The following is a 20,858-nucleotide window of genomic DNA, read 5'->3' as shown; positions in this document are numbered from 1 at the left end:
TAGCAAACTTAATAGGTGTATGTTAGTAAATATGAGCTTTTTGTGAAATAAAAATGTAAGAAATGTGAGGGATTTTTTAAATGACAAAAGCAAAATTTGATTTTTAAATAAATATATCTAAAATTTACTCTGGGAAGAAAAAAATATTTGAAATTTTAAAAATAAAAATAAATAAAAATTATTTATTAGAAAATTTCAAATTATTAATAGAATTTTTTAAAAATTTTCAAAAAAAGAAAGTGCAAGCACTTTCTAAGTTTTTAATTGTAGAATTTTTTTATTTCTCATTATAAATTAATTTTTTTGGAATTTTTTATTATACTTTTTAGGATAAATATTATAATCGTGCCACTGGCACATTTTTAAGCTGATTACACGCTAACTTATCACTAATATTTTAATAAATTAGTATAACAATTTATTTTACAGAGTCTTCTCTTCGTTTTCGTTCGCAGGATAAATATTAAAAACGTGCACACAGGCACGTTTTTAAGCTATTTATCTAATCCTGGTCGCTGTATTGTTTTAGTTTTCCTAGGGCTTGGTTTTCTATTTGTCTTATTCTTTCTCTGGACAGATTATAAATTGTTCCTATTTCTTCTAGGGTTTTTGGTTTTTCGTTGTCCAAACCGTATCTATATATTATTATTTGTTTTTCTCTATCTGATAATTGATCCAAAGCCTTCATTAGGAAATCTTCCATATCTTTTTTTAGGATTTGATCGTCTACTGGGATTGAATCGTCTCCTACCATATCCATCAGCTCATCGCCTGTTGAATCTTCTGAATCTAAATTTATATTTAAGCTTGTTGAATTTACTTGATTTCTATTTATCAAAAATAAATCGTCGGCTTGTTTTTTGTCGATTCCTTCTTGTTTTAAAATCTTGTATAATTCTTCTTCGCTTGCTTCAGGATTTGCTTTTAATATTTGTTTTAATTTATTTAATTTTAAATATTTTCCTGCTGGTATTCTTATTGTGTGACCTTCTTTATTTATTGCTTTTCTTATTGCCTTATCAATCCATTTGTAGGCATAGGTTGTAAATTTGTATCCCAAAGTGAGATCAAATTTTTCTGCAGCTCTTATCATTCCAAGCATTCCTGATTGGACCAAATCTTCAAGCTCAAGGTCGTTTCCGTGTGAGCGATAAAAATATGAGGCTCTGCTTCTTACTAGTCCTTGGTTTTTGTCTACCAAGGCGCCAAGAGCATTTTGGTTTCCTTCTTGAAATTGTTCTACAATTTGCTCATTTGTTAAATCTGAAAGTCTAATTATGTCGGATCTTTGCCTTGCAACGATAGAATTTTTAATTTTTTTTCTATCTTCTTCCTCTTCTATTTCCAGCTCTTCATCTTCCAAAAACTGTTCAAATTCTTCTTTTTCATCTTCTGTTAAGCCCTTATAAATTTTTTGGGCTTGTTTTTCATCAATATCATCTTCATCGAAAAAATCTTTAAATTTTTCAAAGACTTCTTCGTCATTAAAATCTATTTTATCCATATAACCACCATAATTGATCTGCCTAAGCAGTCAAGTTCTTATAAAAATGATTTGAATTTTTATAAATTGAATTTATCTACCTTTACCATTTATTTTTCCAAGTCTTTTTTTATATCATCAAGTTTTTTTATTACATCTTCTGATAAGGGAAATTGCTTGAAATTATTTAAAAAATCTTTTTTTTGATTTCTTTTTATTTTTACCCTTTTATTTAAAAGATCATTCCTAAGCTCAAGGGCAGTAATCCTGCTTGCTCCTCTTTCAAAGGCAAGTGATTGGACTTGTCCATCGTCGGTTACAACTTTTACGTTGTGGCGACGTGCATATTTGTTTGTCATTTTTTCAATGTAGGTGTCTGCCGTTTGAAATTTTTTTGTATAGACTATTTCTATTCCTAATTTTTGAAAAATATTTTCTTTTTCGCCGTCTGAATTGTAGGCATCAAAAACCACAACAACTTTTTCATTTGAAAGGGATGCGTACTCTGCCATCTCGTCTATTAATTTTTCACGAGCAAGCTCTAGGGAATTTTCTTTTATATGAATTAATTCAGGCCAAGAATTTATTATGTTATAGCCATCAACATAGGTTATATTTTTTTTAGTTAAAGCCATTTTGTCTTAGACTTTCATAGATTGCGATTGCACTTGCTACCGATGCGTTTAATGAATTTATTTTGCCAAGCATGGGTATTTTTATTAGTCCGTCACAATTTTCTCTTACAAGTCTTGAAAGTCCCTTTCCTTCATTGCCAACAACTAGGGCAATTTTTCCTCTAAGATCTGTTTGGGTTATATCGCCATCCGCTTCTCCAGCTAGTCCATAAACCCAAAAATTTTCTTTTTTAATTTCTTTTATGGCCCTATTTATATTTTTAACCATGGCTATGTCAATATTGTTGATTGCTCCTGCACTTGTTTTGTAAACTGTTGAATTTACTTTTGCAGATCTTCTTTCTGAAATAATTATTCCATCAAATCCAAAGGCCTCTGCACTTCTAATTATTGCACCAAGATTGTGAGGATCTTCTATTTGGTCTAGAATCATTAGTCTTTTTTTATCTTTTAAATCATCAAGGTCCTTGTATTTGTAATCTTCTACTTCGATTTCAACACCTTGGTGGTTGCCAGAAATTTTTGAAAAATAATCCTTGTCCTCATAAAATATTGGCACATTTTCATCTTCTAATTTATTTATAATTTTATCAATTAGCTTGTGATTTTTGCCCTTATTGTCCAAAATATGAGCTTTTTTTATATTTTCGCCTGCATCAATGGTTTCAAGTACAGATTTTCTTCCATATATACTTGCCATTATTTAAGCTCCCACTTGGTTCCTTCTCTGGTATCTTTGATTAAAATTCCCATTTCAGAAAGTTTGTCACGAATTTCATCAGCCTTTTCAAAATCTTTTGCCTTTTTCGCTTCTTTTCTTTCTTCAATTAATTTATTTATTAAATCTTCATCAAGAGAGTCATCTGTTTTTTTTCTATTTTCTATACCAAGTACATCTTCAAGTTTTATAAATAAATCTCTAGTTTTTTCTACAAATTCTTTTGAAGAATTTTCATCAAGTTTGGTATTAGCAAATTTTGAAATTTCAAACAAAACTGTAAGGGCATCTGCAGTGTTTAGGTCATCATCCATTACTTTTCTAAAATTATTTTCGAAATTATCAAGCTCTTTTACAAAATCTTTTTCTTCATCTTTTAAATTTCCACTAGTTTTTTCCAAAAGATCGTCCATCCTAAATTTGGCATTGTTTAATCTTTCTAGGGAATTTTTTGCTTGCTCTATTATTTCTCTTGTGAAATTTATTGGAAGTCTATAGCTTGCAGACAAAAGCCAAAATCTTACAACCATAAGGTCATATTCTTTTTTAATATCGTGTAAGGTAAAGAAATTTCCCAAAGACTTACTCATTTTGGTTCCATCAACTTGGATCATGCCGTTGTGCATCCAATAATTTGCAAATTTTTTGCCTGATCTTGTTTCTGATTGGGCAATTTCATTTTCGTGATGAGGAAATTGTAAATCTTCCCCACCAGCGTGAAGGTCAATTGTTTCTCCCAATAATTTTTTGCTCATGGTTGAACATTCTATATGCCAGCCCGGTCTACCCTTGCCCCAAGGAGAATCCCGAGATACTTCTCCCTCTTTTTTTGTAGCTTTCCATAGGGTAAAATCCATAGGATTTCTTTTTTTGACCTTGTCTTTATCATCTAATCTGTTTGATGCGCCTTCTCTTAAATCTTCAATGTTTTTTCCTGAAAGATGTCCATAGTCTTTTGCTTTTGAAATATCAAAATAAACATCTCCATTTGATTCGTAAGCACAATCCTTATCCACCAATTCTTTTACAAATTCTATAATATCATCGATAGTTTCTGTAGCTTTTGGGTGGATGGTGTGCTCTTCGTCAAGATTTAAATCTTTCGCATCTTCCATATAAGCTTTTATATACTTATCTGTAACTTCCTTAGTTGATATATTATCTTTAATGGCCTTATTTATAATTTTATCGTCTACATCTGTAAAATTTACAACATATTTTACGTCATTGCCAAGATATTTTAAATATCTTCTCATTGTATCAAAAATTACCAAAGGACGGGCGTTTCCTATGTGCATATAATCATAAACTGTTGGGCCACATACATACATTCTTACCTTATTTTCATCAATTGTCTTGAACTCTTCTTTTTGTCTTGTGAATGTATTATATATTTTCATATTAAAAATTTTCCTTAACGTAATTTAATCTGTCGATCATTTTTTCCTTGCCCATAATTACAAAGGCATTTACAAGTTCTGGTCCGTGAACATTTCCTGTAAGTCCTGCCCTAACTGGGAACCATAAATTCTTTCCTTTAATTCCTGTTTCTTTTTGGATTGATTTCATTATGGTTTTTGCAAAGTCTAGGTCTACTTCATCAACTTCTTCAAGCTTTCCAATAAAGGCATCAAATAAAGTTTTAGCTTCATCAGTTTTTATAGCTTCAACTGCTTCATCAGTCCATTTCATATCTTTATCATCTACATAATAAACATAAGCTTCATTTTTTATATCAGAAAATTTATCGATTGCTGATTGCCAAGTTGCTGCAAGAAGATTTAATTTTTCTTCTGGATAATCTTCGCCAAAAAATCCTGCTTCAATACAATATGGTTTAATTGCAGCTGCTAAATCTTCAACGCTCATTTCTCTTACATAATGACCGTTAACCCAATCAAGTTTTCTTACATCAAAAACTGCTCCGGTTTTATTTACCCTATCAAAAGTAAATTGGTCATCAAGCTCTTTCATTGTAAAAATTTCTTCTTCACTATCAGGAGACCAACCCAAAAGAGCCAAATAATTTATTAATCCTTCTGGCAAATATCCTCTTTCGATGAAATCTTCAACCATTCCGTCTCCATTTCTCTTAGAATATTTTTTGTGATCTTTATTTAAAACTGTAGGAAGGTGAATATATTCTGGAGCTTCCCATCCAAAAGCTTGGTATAAAAATACGTGTTTTGGAGTTGAAGAAATCCATTCGTCCCCTCTTACAACGTGGGTGATTCCCATTTCGTGATCGTCAACTATAACTGCAAAATGATAAGTTGGATATCCATCTTCTTTTATCAAAACTTGGTCGTCCATATCATTTGTATTAAAAGTGATTTTTCCCTTAATCCTATCTTCAAAAGAAATATCAGTATCTTTTGGAAGTTTTAATCTTACAGTATATTTTTCTCCGTTGGCAATTTTTTCTTTTGCCTCTTCCAAAGTAAGTGAACGGCAAAGTCCATCATATTTTGGTGTAAGACCATCAGCTTTTTGTCTTGCTCTTAAATTATCAAGTCTTTCCTTTGAGCAAAAGCAATAATAAGCCTTGCCTTCTTCGATTAATTTTTCAATATATTTATCATAAATTCCAGCCTTAACCCTATCAGATTGGATATAAGGGCCGCAATTTCCTTTTTCGGTAATTTCTCCATTTTCATCAAGCATAACACCTTCGTCAATTTCAATTCCTGACCATTTTAAAGTCTTCAATAAATTTTCCAAGGCTCCTTCAACAAATCTGGTTCTGTCTGTATCTTCAATTCTTAAAAGCATTTTTCCACCAGTATGTCTTGCATAAAGGTAATTAAAAAGTGCTGTTCTAAGTCCACCGATGTGGAGGTAACCTGTTGGTGATGGTGCAAATCTAACTCTTGTTTCTGTCATAAGTCCTCCTTAAAAATATCACTTTTATTATATAATATCTCGACTAATTTATAAACTTATATTTTTTTGAAATTTTTCACATTTTTTAAAAATAGCGAAAACGAAAGGGAGTGCAAAACTCACTCCCTCCCAAATACTTCTTATATATTAGCATAAAAAATAAATTTTTTCAAGATTTATTATCAATTATAAGGATCTGCTTTTAAATGAAAATAAATTATTTTTCAAAAAATAACTTCCTGTTACTAATTGATATTTTTATATTTTAAATATGATATAATTAAATAAAATTAAGGAGGAACAAATGGCAAGATATTTAATAGGCAATTCTAACGATACTTGGAATTTTTATCAAGCTTATTATGCTTGTAGTCCTGGCGATATTTTAGAATTAAAAGAAAATTTTCATCTAATTTTAGAAGATGGATTTTTTGAAATAGATAAAGATTTGACCTTAGAAGGTCACGTTAATTTTGAAGATAATACAAATTATTATACAAATAAAATTGTTGGAAGACTTAACATAAAAAATAAAGCAAATGTAAATATAAATAGTTTGTGGTTAGAATCAAATAATAAATTTGATAATATTTTAAATATTAAAGATTCTTCCACTGTTTTTTTAAATAAAGTAATAATAGATAGGACTGACCTTATAAAATTAGATTCTAGTCAAGAAAAATATCCAGAAGTTTTTGTTTCTGAAAATTCAAGCTTAAATTTTGAAAATGTTACTACATTTGATAAGGGAGATTTTTATTCTAAATTATTTGCAAAAAATTCTAATATAGAAATCAACAATTCAGACTTATGTCTTTCTTTATCATTTGATTATTCTAATGTAAGTATTAACAAGTCCTGTATAAAAAAATATTACACAAATGCAATAAATGCTAAACATTCAGATTTAAAAATTAATAACTCCACTGTCAACGGAGGAGATACCCAAAAAAGATATCCTTGTTTATACATTTATAACACCAATATAAATTCAAATAACAATTTATTTATACAAAAAAATTACCCTAGCTGCTTGTTTTTAAATGAAAACTCATATTTGATCTCTAATGATGACATAGTTTCATCTGTGGATATTAATTATAGTAGAGCTTTTATTTCAAAATTAACTGTTAATGAAATATTTTGTATAAATCAAAAATCTCTTGCAATTGTAGAAGACTCCTTTAATTTAAAAGGAGAGAATAATGAAAAAATTGACTTGCTTATTCAAGATAACTCCATACTTAAAGCTTACGAAATTTCCCTTAATAGATATTTTGACCCTAATATTAGAATTAATGGTAGCTCTACCTTATTAACTGAATTTTTATCTATTAACGGCGAATATTATTATGATGAAAATTCTCCAATAAAAATAGAAAGGTCTGATGATTCCTATTATAAGGTCGGCTTAATTGAAAATGATGATTTGGATGAGGAATTTTTATATGACGAAATAGATGATGATGAAAATATCTCATCAAATGAAAACGAGCTTTCGCCATACGATAAGCTTAATAAATTAGTTGGATTAAATTCTGTAAAAAATGAAATAAACAAAATGATTAGGATGGTCGAATTTAATAATAAAAGAATCCAAATGGGTTTTCTTCCTGAAGAAAATTCGCTCCATTCTGTATTTCTTGGAAATCCTGGAACTGGAAAAACAACTGTAGCAAGGCTTATTGGAGAGATATTATTTGAATATAAGGCCTTATATAATAAGGAAGAATTTATTTTCATTGAAGCTAGTGAATCTGATTTGATTTCATCTAATGTAGGTCAAACTGCCGAGCAAACTTATAAATTATTAGAAAAAGCAAAAGGTGGAATTTTATTTATAGATGAGGCTTACACCTTAAATAAGGGAGATTCCTCTGTGAATTTCGGTCAAGAAGCTATAAATACTATTCTTAAATATATGGAAGATCACAGAAGTGAAATTATGATAATTTTTGCTGGATACACTAAGGAAATGGAAGAATTTTTAGATACAAATCCTGGTTTGAATTCTAGAGTTGCCAATAAATTTGTTTTTGAAGATTACTCAAGTGATGAAATTGTTCAAATCGGAGAAAGTATTTTAATTGAAAAGCAATATGTAATAGAAGATAGAAATTATTATGAAAAAAATGTGAAATTTGCTTATGAACAATCTATAGATAAATCTAACGCTAGATGGATTAGAAACTTTAATGAAAAACTACTAAAAGTATTTGCAACAAGAGTTATCGAAAGTGAATCAACAGATCTTTCGACTTTAACAAACGATGATATTGATCAGGTATTTAACATTGGCAAATACAAAAATTATGATGGAAAAGATGAGGACGCTTATAATAAATTACAAAATCTTATAGGAATAGACCAAGTAAAAAGGCAAGTTGATGAATTTATTTCTATGGCAGAGCTAAATAAAAAAAGAAGAGATTCAGGACAAAAAATCCAAAACTTTACTTTGCATTCCTTATTTCTTGGAAATCCTGGTACAGGAAAAACTACCGTCGCTAGAATTTTAGGTGATCTTCTATATCAAAAGTCTATTATAAAAGAAAATAAATTTATCGAAGTTTCTAGATCAGATCTTGTTGCAGGTTATATAGGTCAAACTGCAATTAAAACAAGAGCAGTTTTAAAATCAGCGCTTGGTGGAATTTTATTTATAGACGAAGCCTACAGCCTATCACAAGGATCTGATAATGATTTTGGAAATGAAGCCATAGATGAAATTTTGAAATTTATGGAAGATTATAGAGAAAGCATAGTAATAATATTTGCTGGATATAGCAAGGAAATGAAAGAATTCCTATCTTTAAATTCAGGTCTTCAGTCAAGAGTTCCAAATAAATTTAATTTTGAAGACTACACTGTAGATGAGCTTGTAAAAATCGGCTTATCAAGTTTGGATAAATTTGCATATAAGGTTGATGAAGATCTTTACTATCAAGTTGTAGAAAATAATTATAACAAATCAAACGACCATAGTAATGGACGATGGATTAGAAATTTTAATGAAAAATTAATCAGAATAATGAGCCAAAGAATTTCAAATACCAATGAAGATGATGTAAACACAATTACAATAGAGGATTTGGAACAAATTAAGGAGTAAAAATGGCTAATCAAAATCAATATATCAAACCACCATCAAAAGATAATAAAAATATTAATAATGATGCCGAATATATAAAACCTCCTTCCAAAAAAGAAGCAGAATATGTAAAACCTCCAACAATTGAAGAAACTACCAATCAAAATGTGACTTATGATAATAAGTCTAAAGATGAATTTATTGACCCTTACAAAAATCCATCTTATTTTTCCACACCAAAAATGGGAATAACATTTTATATAAATTCATATATAATAATATCTTCAATTTTTATTATTGCTAGCTTTGATTATAGCTTTCTAAAAGGAATGCTTTATTTAGCGTATTTTTTATTAACAAATTACACTTATTCGTGGTACGCAGATTACAAAAGATATATTGGTGGAAGATTTTCATCATTTTTCAATCCTTATGGAGCTGTAAATATGGCAAAAGCTTCAAGCAAATTTATGGATTATTACGAATCATCTTCAAGCACAAATTGGCTTGGTGAAACAAAAACAACCTATAGGAAAGATGTAAGTACATCAATATTTGTATTTTTTATTGTCCTACTATTTACAGAGCTTATTAAATATTTTATAACCATACCTTTGGCCTTCTTAACATTATTTTTTCATAAAAGAACCATAAGAAAATATAATGAGGCTGTTGATAATAATAACTAAAAAATAGGCTGTTGCAAAAAATCTTGCAACAGCCTATTTTTTAAATTGCCCTACCCTTATTTTTTGAATCTAGGATTTTTTCGTCTAGATTTTCTAGGGCGTCTTCTAATTTTTTTATCATTTTTTCTTTGTTTCTCATGTGAGATGTTACTTTTACCAAATTTACTATGTGGCCTGATGAGTAGAGGACATCTCCCGGAACATCTAGATTTTTTAATAATTCTATTTGTTCTTCTAGGTTTTCTCTGTTACTTGTTTCTTTAAAATTTCCTTCTTCTCTCATTTTGTATAATTTTGATCCTCTTTGAACGTCTGTGCTCATTATAAAAATTCCTATTGGTGGATAGAGGTTTAAAAATTTTGCTGTTTCTCTTGCGTTTTCTTTTGAATTTCCATTTCCTGCAACTCCTTGCATTACTATGGCGTTGTAGGTCATGTTTGCATATTTCATTTTCTCTATCCCTTTTTTATAATAATCAAGGTCAGCTCCCTTATCAAGCCAGTCTAGGACTTTTTGATTTCCTGTTTCTACTCCAAACCAAAGTTCATTGTAGCCTTTTTTTCTTAAGAGTTTTAAATCTTCTTTGCTTTTATTTTTTAAATTATAAAAACTGGCGTAGGAAGTTATGGTTTTTACTTCTGGGATATATTTGTGGATTAAATCGGCAATTTCTATCAATTTTTCTGTTGAAAGAACGAAAGGATCTCCGTTTAATAAATAAATTCTTTCGATTGGCCTTGGGTAGGTCATGGAAATTTCTAAAATATCACTTTCTACATCTTTTATAGGAGAAATCCCAAAATTTGTCATACCATACATAGTACAAAAGGCACACTTATTGTGGGAACAGCCGTAAGTTACTTCCAAAAGTGGTGTGTAGGCTTCAAGTGGTGGTCTATAAACTTGTCCTGTGTAATGCATAATACTAAATCCTTTCTAAAAATTCTTCGATTTCTTTTTCTTGGCTTTTGTAGGTTGTAACAAATCTTGCTACGAATTTATCTTCTCTTTTTTCTCCAACTTCAAAATAAGCAAATTCTTCCCATTTTTTTATATCTTTATCTGAAATTTCTACAAAAACTTGGTTTGATTCAAATTCATAGGCAAGTTTGTAGCCTTTTTCTTCAAAGCCTTTTGCCAATTTTTCTGCCATTTTGTAGGCTTTTTTTGCTCCTTTTATATATAAATCATCTTGGAAGAGTCTTTCAAACATAATTCCTGTAACAAATCCTTTGGCAAGCATGGCTCCTTTTTGTTTTTGCAAATTTCTGAAATTTTTCTTCAAATTATCATTTACAATTACAAGGGCCTCTCCAAACATAAGTCCGTTTTTTGTTCCTCCAAAATAAAATATATCGCAAAGCTTAGTCAAATCCTTAAATTTTAAATCTGATTTTTCATTTGCTATGGCGTGCGCTAGTCTTGCCCCATCCATAAATAAATATAAGTCGTGTTTTTTACAAAAATCGTAAAGCTCTTCCAAATCTTTTTTACTATAAAGAGTTCCAACTTCTGTTGTGTTTGATATATAAACTTTTCTTGGAACTGTGTGGTGTTCGTTGGTAAAAGATTTATATTTTTCTTCCAATAATTTTTTTGTAATCTTTCCGTCCTTTGTTGGAATTGTTTCGATTTTTATTCCACAAGCCTCGATTGCTCCAGCTTCTTGGTCTTCGATGTGACCACTTGTGGCAGCAATTATGGATTCTTGTGCCACCATTCCTACACTTGCCCCAAGAATATTTGCTCCTGTACCTCCGTGGATAAAATAAATATCAACATTTTCATCTTCTAATTTTTCTTTAATCAATTTTTCAGCATTTTTGCTGTGGCAATCAACCCCGTATCCTGGATTTATTTGGTCAAGATTTTCTTTTATAGCATCTAAAATTTCTGGATAACAAATATCTGAATAGTCATTTCTAAAATTAATCATAAATTCTCCTTACAAAAACGATTTTCTTATTCTATCATACATTTTTCATAAGTTTTTTCCATTTTAAAATTTACAACCATCACTTTGTTAGTCGAATTTAATTCCTAGGATTTCTTTACTTTTAATATTTTTAAAATTTTATTTACTAATTAATTAAATTTTCCCAAAGAAAAAACCAAAGCTTTAAACTTTGGTTTTTAAAATTTATATTTTTTCATATTTTCACTTGCTATAGCTACAGTGGAAATATTGTGTAAAAGTGCTGATTGAGTATTTGTTATAAACGATGTTAAACCTAACGCTATCAATAAACTATTAAAGGCAATTATTTTTTCATAATCATTTTTTACTCTCTTATCTACACTTCTTGAAAGTTTTACAAGATCAACTAATTCTTTGAGCGAATCTGTTTTTATTGAAACGTCAGAGATTTCTTTGGCAAGATCTGCACCTTTTGACATAGAAATTCCCACGTCTGCCCTTGATAGAGCAATTGAATCGTTTACTCCATCTCCTATCATTATAATTTTTCTTCCCATTTGTTTCATTTTTCTTACATAATTTTCTTTGTCCTCTGGAAGAACTTGGGATTTATAAAAATCCAAATCAAGTTTTTTGCTTACAGCTCTAGCAGAATTTTCATTATCTCCTGTAAGCATAGCAATATGAGTAAAACCTAAATCTCTCAAAGCCATTACTGTCTTTTTTGCATCTTCTCTAATTGGATCATCAATGCACAAAACCGCCATCAATTTATTGTCATAAGCCATAAACAAAAGAGAATATTCTTCTTTTAATGAATTTATCAAATCTCCTTGTTGGGAATTGATTTTTATTCCTTCGTCTTCAAGAATAAAATGTTCGCTTCCTATGAGAGCTGTTTTTCCATTTATTTTTGATTTTATACCATGAGCCATTATATATTCTGGCTTTGAATGCATTTCTTCGTGGCAAAGATTTTTTTCCACAGCTTTTTTCACAACAGCTCTTGCTATTGAATGAGGAAAATGTTCCTCAAGGCAAGCAGCTATTCTTAAAGCCTCATCCTCATCGATATCAAAGGCAATTACTTTTTTGACTTCTGGCTGGGACTTGGTTAATGTTCCAGTTTTATCAAAAATAATTGTGTCAGCTTTAGCTATGCTTTCAAAATATTTTCCACCTTTTACCAAAATATTTTCTTCTCCAGCCTGACTTATAGCCTTCATATATGCAATTGGAATTGTAAGTTTTAAGGCACAAGAATAATCTACCATCAAAAATGATTTTGCTTTTATGAAATTTCTTGTAAATAAATATGTTAATCCTGCCCCAATAAAAGAATATTTTACCAAAGAATCAGCCATAGATTCTGCTTTTAATTGAGCAAGAGATTTATTTTTTTCACTATCTTCAATAAGTTTTATTATGTGATTTAACCTAGAATCTCCATATTTTTTATTAGTTTTTACTAAAAGCTCTCCTTCTTCAAGAACAGTCCCTGCAAAAACAGTAGAATGTTCATTTTTTTCAACAGCTTTTGCCTCTCCAGTAAATGAAGCCTCATTTACCATGGCAAAGCCCTCAACAACTTCTCCATCCACAGGAATTTTACTTCCCATAGAAATATAAATTAAATCTCCAATTTCTACATCTTTTAGATTTTTGATTATTTTTTGATTTCCATCTTTTACAAAAACTTTATCAACATTTAAAGCAAGCGAAGATTTTAAATTAAGTCTTGATTTTTTTAAGGTATAATCTTCAAGCTCTTCTCCCAATGATAAAAGAGCCATTATGCTAGCAGCATCCCCAAATTTTCCTGTAATTATAGAAATTGTAATTGCACTTGCATCCAAAACTGCCACATCTATTTTTTTATTTTTTATAGATTTTAAGCCTTCCTTTACAAAAGGATAAGCTCTCAAAAGTGTAAAAAATGGTCTAATACTGATAGGCATAAGATAACCAAATACAATTCTCTTGTATGCTGAATTTCTTAATATATGAAAAATTGATTTATCAACTTGTGGAATAAAATCTGCATCATCAATTTCAAAATTATCCAAAGATTTAAGATCAAAGTCAAGGATAAATCTTGCAATATTTCCTATATAATCTTCATCATAATTTACAATAATAGATTTTGATATATAAGAAATTTCACAAGATTTCACGCCCTTTACTTGTTCAATTTTGTACTTTAATTTATTGACGTTAGATTTTTTTAGATAATCCTCGTAAATAAACCTACTTCTTCCAATAGTTCTCGCCTTTATGGCCGCTCTCATCCTAGTCCTCTTTAATTTCTTTTATTATTTCTTCCTTAACTTCTTCTTTAGCTTCTGAAGCAACATTTTCTATATCAAGCTTATCTTTTGCTTCAGCTTCAAGTCTTTCTTCAATTTCATTTTTAATTTTTGCTTCAGCCACTATATCATCAGTTGTAACTTTTATATTTTCTACAGTCTTATCAACAGCACTTTTTGCTTTCAATCCTTGTTGGACTGTAGCCACAGCAGCCTTTTTTGCTAATTTTGATGTGAGAACCTTTCCCCCAATAGCTCCCGCTATTACTCCAATACCTGTACTTATAATTTTTTTGTTTACTTTAATCATCTTTTCCTCCTATTTTTTTTATTGAAATAATTATAACCGCTTTAATTATTTTTTGCAAATTTTTTTAGCTTTATTTTAAATTTTGCTAATAAAAATCTTTATCATTTGTAATGATTTCTAATATCGGCAAAATTTATTGTGAATTATTTTATATTTTTAAAAAAGAGCTTTTGCAAATACATCCTTCATGGAAATAATCAATTTACAAAAGCCTTTCTTAATTAATAATTATTTTAAATTTAAATCAGTCACAATATGGACATGATTTAGATTTTTCTTTATTTTTTTCTTTTTTACTTTGACACTTTCCACTATTGCAAGAAGTTTTTTGAGCACAGTCTTTGCAACCAAAATTTGAGCCTTCTTTTATAAATCTAGTATAGATTATATAAGAGCAAGTTCCCAAAATTATTATCAAAAGTATCCAAGATTGTATATTCATAAAACCATCCCTTCATAATGATTTTTTTATTTTCTTGCAAAATTTAATTTGTAAGATCTTTTTTCTTCTTTGTATTTTACAGGTCTAAAAATCAAATATAAAACACCTATCAACACTAATATTGCAAGTATTGTCATAAATGAAAATTCTTTATATACAAAGAAGTTTGCTAAATGATAGAAAATAAATGCAATCGCATAGGCAAATGCCATTTGGTATCCTATAGCAATAAGTGTCCATCTATTATTATTCATTTCTGTTTTTATAGCTCCAACTGCTGCAAAACATGGCATACAAAGCATATTGAAAAGCAAGAATGAGTATCCAGCTACTGGTGTTCCTATTGCTTGGTTGAAAGCTGTAATTAATTGTCTATTTGTTTCATCAAGATCTGCTCCAATTCCAAGAACAACTCCCATTGTTGAAACTACGTTTTCTTTTGCAACGAATCCTGTAATTGTTGCTACTGCTGATTGCCATTGTCCAAATCCTAATGGTTTAAATAAAACTGCTAAATATCCACCTAAAACTGCAAGTATTGAGTTTTCTGATTCAGCTTCTACCAATTTAAATGAGAAGTCGAAGTTTGATAAGAACCAAATAATTATAGATGATACTAAAATTATTGTTCCTGCTCTTTTTACAAAGCTCATTCCTTTATTAAACATATCTCTTAAAACTGAAGTAACTCTTGGTGCGTGATATGGTGGAAGTTCCATAACAAATGGAGCTGGATCTGATGCAAATTCTTTAAATTTCTTTAAAATAATTCCAGAAATTATTACAGAAACTATTCCAATTATATAAAATGAAAATGTTACTAAAGCTTGATCTTTTTTGAAAAATGCTCCAGCTATCAAAGCAATTACTGGAAGTTTTGCAGAACATGGCATAAAAGATGTAGTTATAATTGTAATTCTTCTATCTCTTTCATTTTCAATTGTTCTTGATGCTTGGATTCCAGGAACTGAACATCCTGTACCTATCATTACTGGTATAAATGATTTTCCAGAAAGACCAAATCTTCTAAATACCCTATCCATTACAAAGGCAACTCTTGCCATGTATCCTATATCTTCAAGAATTGAAAGTTGGGCAAATAATACTAACATTTGTGGTAAGAATCCTAATACTGCACCAACTCCTGCTATGATTCCGTCTGTTGCAAGACTAACTAAAACGTCACTGATTCCAATATTTGTTAGAAAATCTGCAACAGCAGGTGTCATTGTATCTTCAAAAAATCCATTTACGGCATCAGTCGCCCCAGTTCCTAAAGTTGAAATTGCTATATAATAAATAACAAACATTACTAGGGCAAAAATTGGAAGTCCCAAAATCCTATTTGTAACTATCTTATCGATTTTATCAGTTGTTGAAAGTTTTGGTGGAGCTTTTTTAAGAACTTTTTCTCCAACTTCTCCAAGAGCTTCATATCTTTCAGTAGTTACAATACCTTCAGCAACATCATCTTCTTTTTTCTCAAAATCTTCTCTTAAAGATTTTATATTTTCTTTTTGGCTAGTTGATAAAGAAATATTTTCAAACATATCTTCATCATTTTCAAAGGCCTTGATTGACAAATATCTTTCAAGTTTAGAATCAACAGATCCAGAAATTTCACTAGAAATTTTTTCCAAAGCTTCTTCTAATTCTCCAGAATATTTTAAAGGATTTGGTAAAGATAATTTATTTTCTGATTTTACAATCTCATTGATTAAGTCCTTTGTACCTTGTTTTTTGCTAGCAACAATTTCTACAACAGGACAACCTAAAATTTTAGAAAGATTATCTTTATCAATAACATCGCCGTTTGATTTAACTATATCCATCATATTCAAGGCAATAATTGTTGGAATTCCAAGTTCAATTAATTGGCTTGTAAGATATAAGTTTCTTATAAGATTTGATCCATCAACAAGATTTACAATAAGGTCAGGTCTTTGGTCAACCAAATATCCTCTTGAAACAACTTCTTCCATTGTATAAGGGGAAAGTGAATAAATTCCTGGTAAATCTTGGATAATAATATCCTTGTGTCCTTTTAATTTTCCTTCTTTTTTATCAACTGTAACTCCTGGCCAGTTTCCTACTCTTTGGCTTGAACCTGTAAGCTCATTAAAAAGAGTGGTTTTTCCTGAGTTAGGGTTACCAGCTAAAGCAACCGTATAAGTCATCTATTCCTCCACTATTATGTTTTTTGCATCTTCTTTTCTAAGAGTCAATTCATAACCACGTAAATTAACTTGGATAGGATCTCCTAATGGGGCAATTTTTCTTACATAAACCTCAGTTTTTTTTGTAATCCCCATATCCATAATTCTTCTTATGGTAGCTCCATCTCCCTTAATTTTTTTTATTATAGCATTTTCTCCTACTGCTACATCTTTTAAAGTTTTCATTATTATATCTCCCTCACGTATATTCTTTTTGCTAAGTCTTTGTTAAGAGCATACTTGCTATTGTCAACCATAATAATGTAATTTACTCCATCAAAGAAAAATAATTTAACTTTTTTCCCCTTTACAAAACCTAAATTTGAAAGATGGGTTTTCATTTCATCATTTCCAGTTACTCTAATAACTTCTGCTTCTTGTCCATTATTTAATAAGGTTATTGGCATATATTCCTTCTTTCTATTTATTAATCTATTATTTTAAACAAATTTATTTATGGCTTATAATTATATGATTTTTCGTAATAATAGTCAATATCAGCAATCTCTAAAAAAAAGAAATCCAGCTAACCGAACCAGTGAAGTTTTACTTAGTCATAATAATAATAATATGTAAAATAATGATATATATTATCACTATCTTCATTAACAATTATACACCGAATAATCTGATATTGAATATCATTATATTGGTTTTATTTTTTGAGAACGTAAATATAAATAAAAAATTTTTGTTATTAAAAAAATTTTTATTTTCTCCTAGTAAAAAATAAATGGAAATTTCAAATTTATTGTTTAAAATTTTGTGTGAAAATGAAACAAAAAAATAATAGAAAAATTTTTTTAATTTTCCAAAAAATAAAAAGCCCAGATGATTGGGCTTTTTATTTACAAAGTATTAAAATTTGCATAGCAAAATTTAATACAAAAATATTTTATTTCAAATTATTAAATCTAATTTATTGGAAAAACTGAGCAGAAAATTACCCCATCTCCTAAGTGAGAGCCTATTACTGCTGTTACGTCTATTATTTTAAAATCTAGGGCATTTTCTATTTCGCTACTTAGTCCTTCTTTTAAAATTTCGATTTCTTCTCCACTATCTGCTCCGCCGATTATTATTTGATAATCCTTGTATTTTTTGCAAAGCTTTTTCAAATATTTTATTAATTCTTTGTATGATTTTTTCTTTCCCGTGACTTTTTTTATTAATTTTATTTCTCCATCTTCTATGCACAAAACCGGTGAAAATGAAATTAAATTTGCAAGCTTGGCTATAGTTTTTGGAAGTCTTCCGCCCCTAACCAAGGCATCCAAATTTTTTACAACTCCTGCTACGTTGCAATATTTTAAATTATCCAGACTTTTTTTGTAAATTTCATCAAGTCCCATTCCGTCTTTCGCATAAATTGCAGCTTTTATTACAGGATAAATTGCAGCTATTGTGGCTGTATTTGTATCTATTATTTTAATTCTTGCATCTGGATTTTCTTCTACAAATTCCTCTTTCATCATATCCATCATTTGATAAATTCCAGAAAATTTCTTTGTAATTGAAAATACTATAAAATTTCTATATCCTTTTTGGTATTCTTCTTCCAATAATTTCAAAAATTTCCCAGGAGATGGCATAGAAGTTGTAACTCTCTCCTTGCCTTCCTTATATTTTATAAAAAAATCTTCTCTACTTAATTCGTAAAGGTCGGTGTAAGATTTGTCTTTGAAATTTATATTAAAAGGAAGTATTGAAATATCATATTCCTTTGCCATGTCAAGGTCTATATTACATCCCGAATCAGCTATAATTTTTACTTTTTCCATAATAACTCCATCAATTAAAAGCTCTTTATTTATATTATAAATATTTTTTGATACATAATCTTTCGTAAAGTAACTATACTTTTCTAGAAATTTAAAACAATCTTATTAACTTTATTTTACAAAGTAATTATAGAGATTTTATTTATTTCTCTATTTTAATTTTCTTTCCTTATATATAAGAAGAAAAAAGGGTATTTATATTATACAAATAACAAATAAGGGTAATTCCCCAAAAATTATAGAGGTGAAAAATGAAAAAAACATTAAAAATTATCTTTTCCATAATAGGAATACTTCTAATAGGAATTTTAATTCTCCTATCATATCTTTGGATAAAAGAGTACCGACCAGAAAAAATTGAAAATGTAGAAATCCAAGGAAAGGGCGATAAAAATCCAGAAATCGGAAAAAGTTATACGATAATGACTTGGAATATTGGATACGGCGGACTTGATAAAGACACAGATTTCTTTATGGACGGTGGAAAAATGGTCTTTCCAATAAACAAAAGCCATGTAGAAAAATCAATTAACCACATCATTAATTCAAGTAAAAAAATAAATGCCGACATAAAATTTTTCCAAGAAGTAGATATAAATTCAAAAAGAACCTATCACATAAACGAAGTAGAAAAAATCAGAAAAAATTTGGGTGGAAATACAAGCTTCGCCCTAAATTTTAAGGCTGCCTTTATTCCATATCCAATCCCACCAATGGGAAAAGTTGAATCAGGAATAATGACTCAAACAAATTTTAAAATACAAAAATCAAAAAGGTACCAACAAGAAATCCCTCACAAATTTCCATCAAGACTAGTAAACCTAAAAAGAGCCTTCAACCCTTCATACATTGACATAAAAAATTCCGACAAGAAATTAGTAATAGTAAACGTCCACTTAGACGCCTACGAAAAAGGAAACAACGGAAGAATTGCACAAACAAAAGAAATAATAAATTTCGTAAACAAAGAATACAAAAAAGGAAATTATGTGATAGTAGGCGGAGATTTTAACCAAGAGCTAACAGGAAATTACAAAGAATTGCCAGAAGGAATTTGGAATCCAAAAATTTTGCCAAAAGAATTGCTAACAGAAAATATAAAACTCTACTACGACAAAAACGGAGAAACATCAGTAGTAAACGACAAACCATACACAGGAAAAGACGCCTATCTTTCAACCATAGACGGATTTATGGCAACAGATAATATAAAAATAAAAACCATAAAAACCCAAGAAAAAGAAAATTTCCAATACTCCGACCACAATCCAGTTGTCATGGAATTTGTTTTGAAATAAAATTTAAAAGTTAATATCAAATAAAATATAAAAAGTGCTTTTGTAAAATGAAAATTATTTCATATATTGCAAAAGCACTTTTCCATTAAATATAATAAATAACACTAAAATTCAAAAATAATTTAGCTAATATCTCAAAATCAATAGCAAAAATAAAATAAAGATACAGAATATCAAATATTCCATATCTTTACTAAACCCCATTATCCTAAATAACTTTTACAGTTTCATCAATATTTTTGCGTTTATAATGATTTTCTAAAGGCTTAACTCCATCATTCGCATAGCCCAAATCAATCATTGCAACAATTTTTTCATTTTTAGGCAAAGAAAATTCTTCGCTAGCCTTATCAGGATCAAAAAGATTTACCCAACAAGAATCAACATCAAGGCTTGAAGCTGCCAAGACCATGTGACTTGCAACAATCGTAGCATCTTCAACACCAGTATTATATTTACCTCCCGGATAAACAAAAGCCTCACTCTCATCAAAAGCTACAAGCAAAACAAGAGGAGCATTATACCTACAAGGAGTAAGCTCATCAATTTTTATAAGAGCATCATTTGATTTTGCAACGTAAATTCTTTGAATCTGATTGTTCTTAGCAGTAGGTGCAAGCCTGCCCGCTTCAAGAATAATATCAAGCTTCTCCTTTTCAACTTTTTTATCACTAAAATTTTTACAAGAATAACGATTCTTTACAAGTTCAATAAAGTTCATAAAACCTCCTTTAATAAAATTTCAAGTAATATACAATGTCATATATTTAATTTAACTATATAGCGAAAAGTTCACACTTCAATACATCTAATGTTATCAATCAACCCTATTAAAGAACTTGCTAAAAGGTGGTCTTGTACATTTCAATACATCAAATGTTATCAATCAACCTAGATCCTGAATTTAAGTATATAGTGGTTACTTCATTTCAATACATCTAATGTTATCAATCAACAAGATTAAAAAAATATAAGTATGACCTTGATTATATATTTCAATACATCAAATGTTATCAATCAACTTGGCTTCCCGCCCTCTTCATTGGTGCTTTTGTTGCATTTCAATACATCTAATGTTATCAATCAA

The 20,858-nt window shown here is 29.3% G+C and carries 18 protein-coding genes; 3 read left to right on the top strand and 15 right to left on the bottom strand.

The annotated features are described in order from the left end of the window. Window positions 1-502: 502 nt before the first annotated feature. From HMPREF3045_RS04780 to gltX, 5 genes are all read right to left on the bottom strand, one after another. Entirely contained in the window at window positions 503-1,504 is a 1,002-nt protein-coding gene (locus tag HMPREF3045_RS04780; RefSeq protein ID WP_004839833.1) for a sigma-70 family RNA polymerase sigma factor, read from the bottom strand. Window positions 1,505-1,593: 89 nt separating this feature from the next. Next, entirely contained in the window at window positions 1,594-2,118 is a 525-nt protein-coding gene (locus HMPREF3045_RS04775) for an NYN domain-containing protein (protein ID WP_070737390.1), read from the bottom strand. Beyond that, a complete protein-coding gene (rlmB, locus tag HMPREF3045_RS04770; protein WP_070737387.1) occupies window positions 2,105-2,818 on the bottom strand; it encodes a 23S rRNA (guanosine(2251)-2'-O)-methyltransferase RlmB in 714 nt (237 codons plus the stop codon). The genes HMPREF3045_RS04775 and rlmB overlap by 14 nt, the downstream gene beginning before the upstream one ends. Next, window positions 2,818-4,236 (bottom strand): cysteine--tRNA ligase, encoded by a 1,419-nt coding sequence (gene cysS, locus HMPREF3045_RS04765; RefSeq protein ID WP_070737384.1) that lies wholly within the window; start codon window positions 4,234-4,236, stop codon window positions 2,818-2,820. Before cysS ends, rlmB begins: the two co-directional genes overlap by 1 nt. A gap of 1 nt (window position 4,237) precedes the next feature. After that, window positions 4,238-5,719: a glutamate--tRNA ligase gene (gene gltX / locus HMPREF3045_RS04760; protein WP_070737380.1), complete on the bottom strand. Its 1,482-nt coding sequence runs from the start codon at window positions 5,717-5,719 to the stop codon at window positions 4,238-4,240. A gap of 304 nt (window positions 5,720-6,023) precedes the next feature. On the opposite strand from gltX, the gene HMPREF3045_RS04755 reads away from it, so the two are divergent. Continuing rightward, a complete protein-coding gene (locus HMPREF3045_RS04755; RefSeq protein ID WP_070737377.1) occupies window positions 6,024-8,831 on the top strand; it encodes an AAA family ATPase in 2,808 nt (935 codons plus the stop codon). A 2-nt stretch (window positions 8,832-8,833) separates the two neighbouring features. Next, window positions 8,834-9,499 (top strand): hypothetical protein, encoded by a 666-nt coding sequence (locus HMPREF3045_RS04750; protein ID WP_070737374.1) that lies wholly within the window; start codon window positions 8,834-8,836, stop codon window positions 9,497-9,499. 40 nt (window positions 9,500-9,539) lie between these two features. On the opposite strand, the gene HMPREF3045_RS04745 is transcribed toward HMPREF3045_RS04750, so the two are convergent. The 9 genes from HMPREF3045_RS04745 to HMPREF3045_RS04705 form a co-directional block, all read right to left on the bottom strand. Next, window positions 9,540-10,421, bottom strand: a complete 882-nt coding sequence (locus HMPREF3045_RS04745) for a radical SAM protein (RefSeq protein WP_070737371.1) — start codon at window positions 10,419-10,421, stop codon at window positions 9,540-9,542. Between the two features lie 4 nt (window positions 10,422-10,425). Continuing rightward, a complete protein-coding gene (locus tag HMPREF3045_RS04740; RefSeq protein ID WP_070737368.1) occupies window positions 10,426-11,436 on the bottom strand; it encodes a threonine aldolase family protein in 1,011 nt (336 codons plus the stop codon). Between the two features lie 197 nt (window positions 11,437-11,633). Continuing rightward, on the bottom strand, window positions 11,634-13,706 hold the full coding sequence (locus HMPREF3045_RS04735; RefSeq protein WP_070737366.1) for a heavy metal translocating P-type ATPase: 2,073 nt from the start codon (window positions 13,704-13,706) through the stop codon (window positions 11,634-11,636). Window position 13,707: 1 nt separating this feature from the next. After that, entirely contained in the window at window positions 13,708-14,034 is a 327-nt protein-coding gene (locus HMPREF3045_RS04730) for a DUF6110 family protein (protein WP_019118922.1), read from the bottom strand. A 244-nt stretch (window positions 14,035-14,278) separates the two neighbouring features. After that, window positions 14,279-14,476 carry a hypothetical protein gene (locus HMPREF3045_RS04725; RefSeq protein ID WP_004839813.1) on the bottom strand — a complete coding sequence of 66 codons (198 nt, stop codon included), beginning with the start codon at window positions 14,474-14,476 and terminating at the stop codon, window positions 14,279-14,281. A gap of 26 nt (window positions 14,477-14,502) precedes the next feature. Next, on the bottom strand, window positions 14,503-16,653 hold the full coding sequence (feoB, locus tag HMPREF3045_RS04720) for a ferrous iron transport protein B (RefSeq protein ID WP_070737363.1): 2,151 nt from the start codon (window positions 16,651-16,653) through the stop codon (window positions 14,503-14,505). Next, window positions 16,654-16,878, bottom strand: a complete 225-nt coding sequence (locus tag HMPREF3045_RS04715; RefSeq protein WP_070737360.1) for a FeoA family protein — start codon at window positions 16,876-16,878, stop codon at window positions 16,654-16,656. Between the two features lie 2 nt (window positions 16,879-16,880). Beyond that, a complete protein-coding gene (locus HMPREF3045_RS04710) occupies window positions 16,881-17,099 on the bottom strand; it encodes a FeoA family protein (protein ID WP_004839809.1) in 219 nt (72 codons plus the stop codon). Window positions 17,100-17,606: 507 nt separating this feature from the next. Then, entirely contained in the window at window positions 17,607-18,473 is an 867-nt protein-coding gene (locus HMPREF3045_RS04705; RefSeq protein ID WP_070737357.1) for a DegV family protein, read from the bottom strand. Between the two features lie 251 nt (window positions 18,474-18,724). On the opposite strand from HMPREF3045_RS04705, the gene HMPREF3045_RS04700 reads away from it, so the two are divergent. Next, window positions 18,725-19,771 carry an exonuclease/endonuclease/phosphatase family protein gene (locus HMPREF3045_RS04700; protein ID WP_070737355.1) on the top strand — a complete coding sequence of 349 codons (1,047 nt, stop codon included), beginning with the start codon at window positions 18,725-18,727 and terminating at the stop codon, window positions 19,769-19,771. Window positions 19,772-19,979: 208 nt separating this feature from the next. Here HMPREF3045_RS04700 and HMPREF3045_RS04695 read toward each other — a convergent pair whose 3' ends face one another. Beyond that, the gene (locus tag HMPREF3045_RS04695) at window positions 19,980-20,492 is read right to left on the bottom strand and encodes a nitroreductase family protein (protein ID WP_070737352.1); all 513 of its coding nucleotides are present in this window, start codon (window positions 20,490-20,492) and stop codon (window positions 19,980-19,982) included. Window positions 20,493-20,858: the final 366 nt, after the last annotated feature.

The sequence above is a fragment of the Anaerococcus sp. HMSC075B03 genome, from assembly GCF_001815585.1.
GTDB classification, from domain to species: Bacteria; Bacillota; Clostridia; order Tissierellales; family Peptoniphilaceae; genus Anaerococcus; species Anaerococcus vaginalis.
The sequence above is the reverse complement of the archived record's forward strand: the minus strand, read 5'-3'. Positions and strand labels throughout refer to the sequence as shown.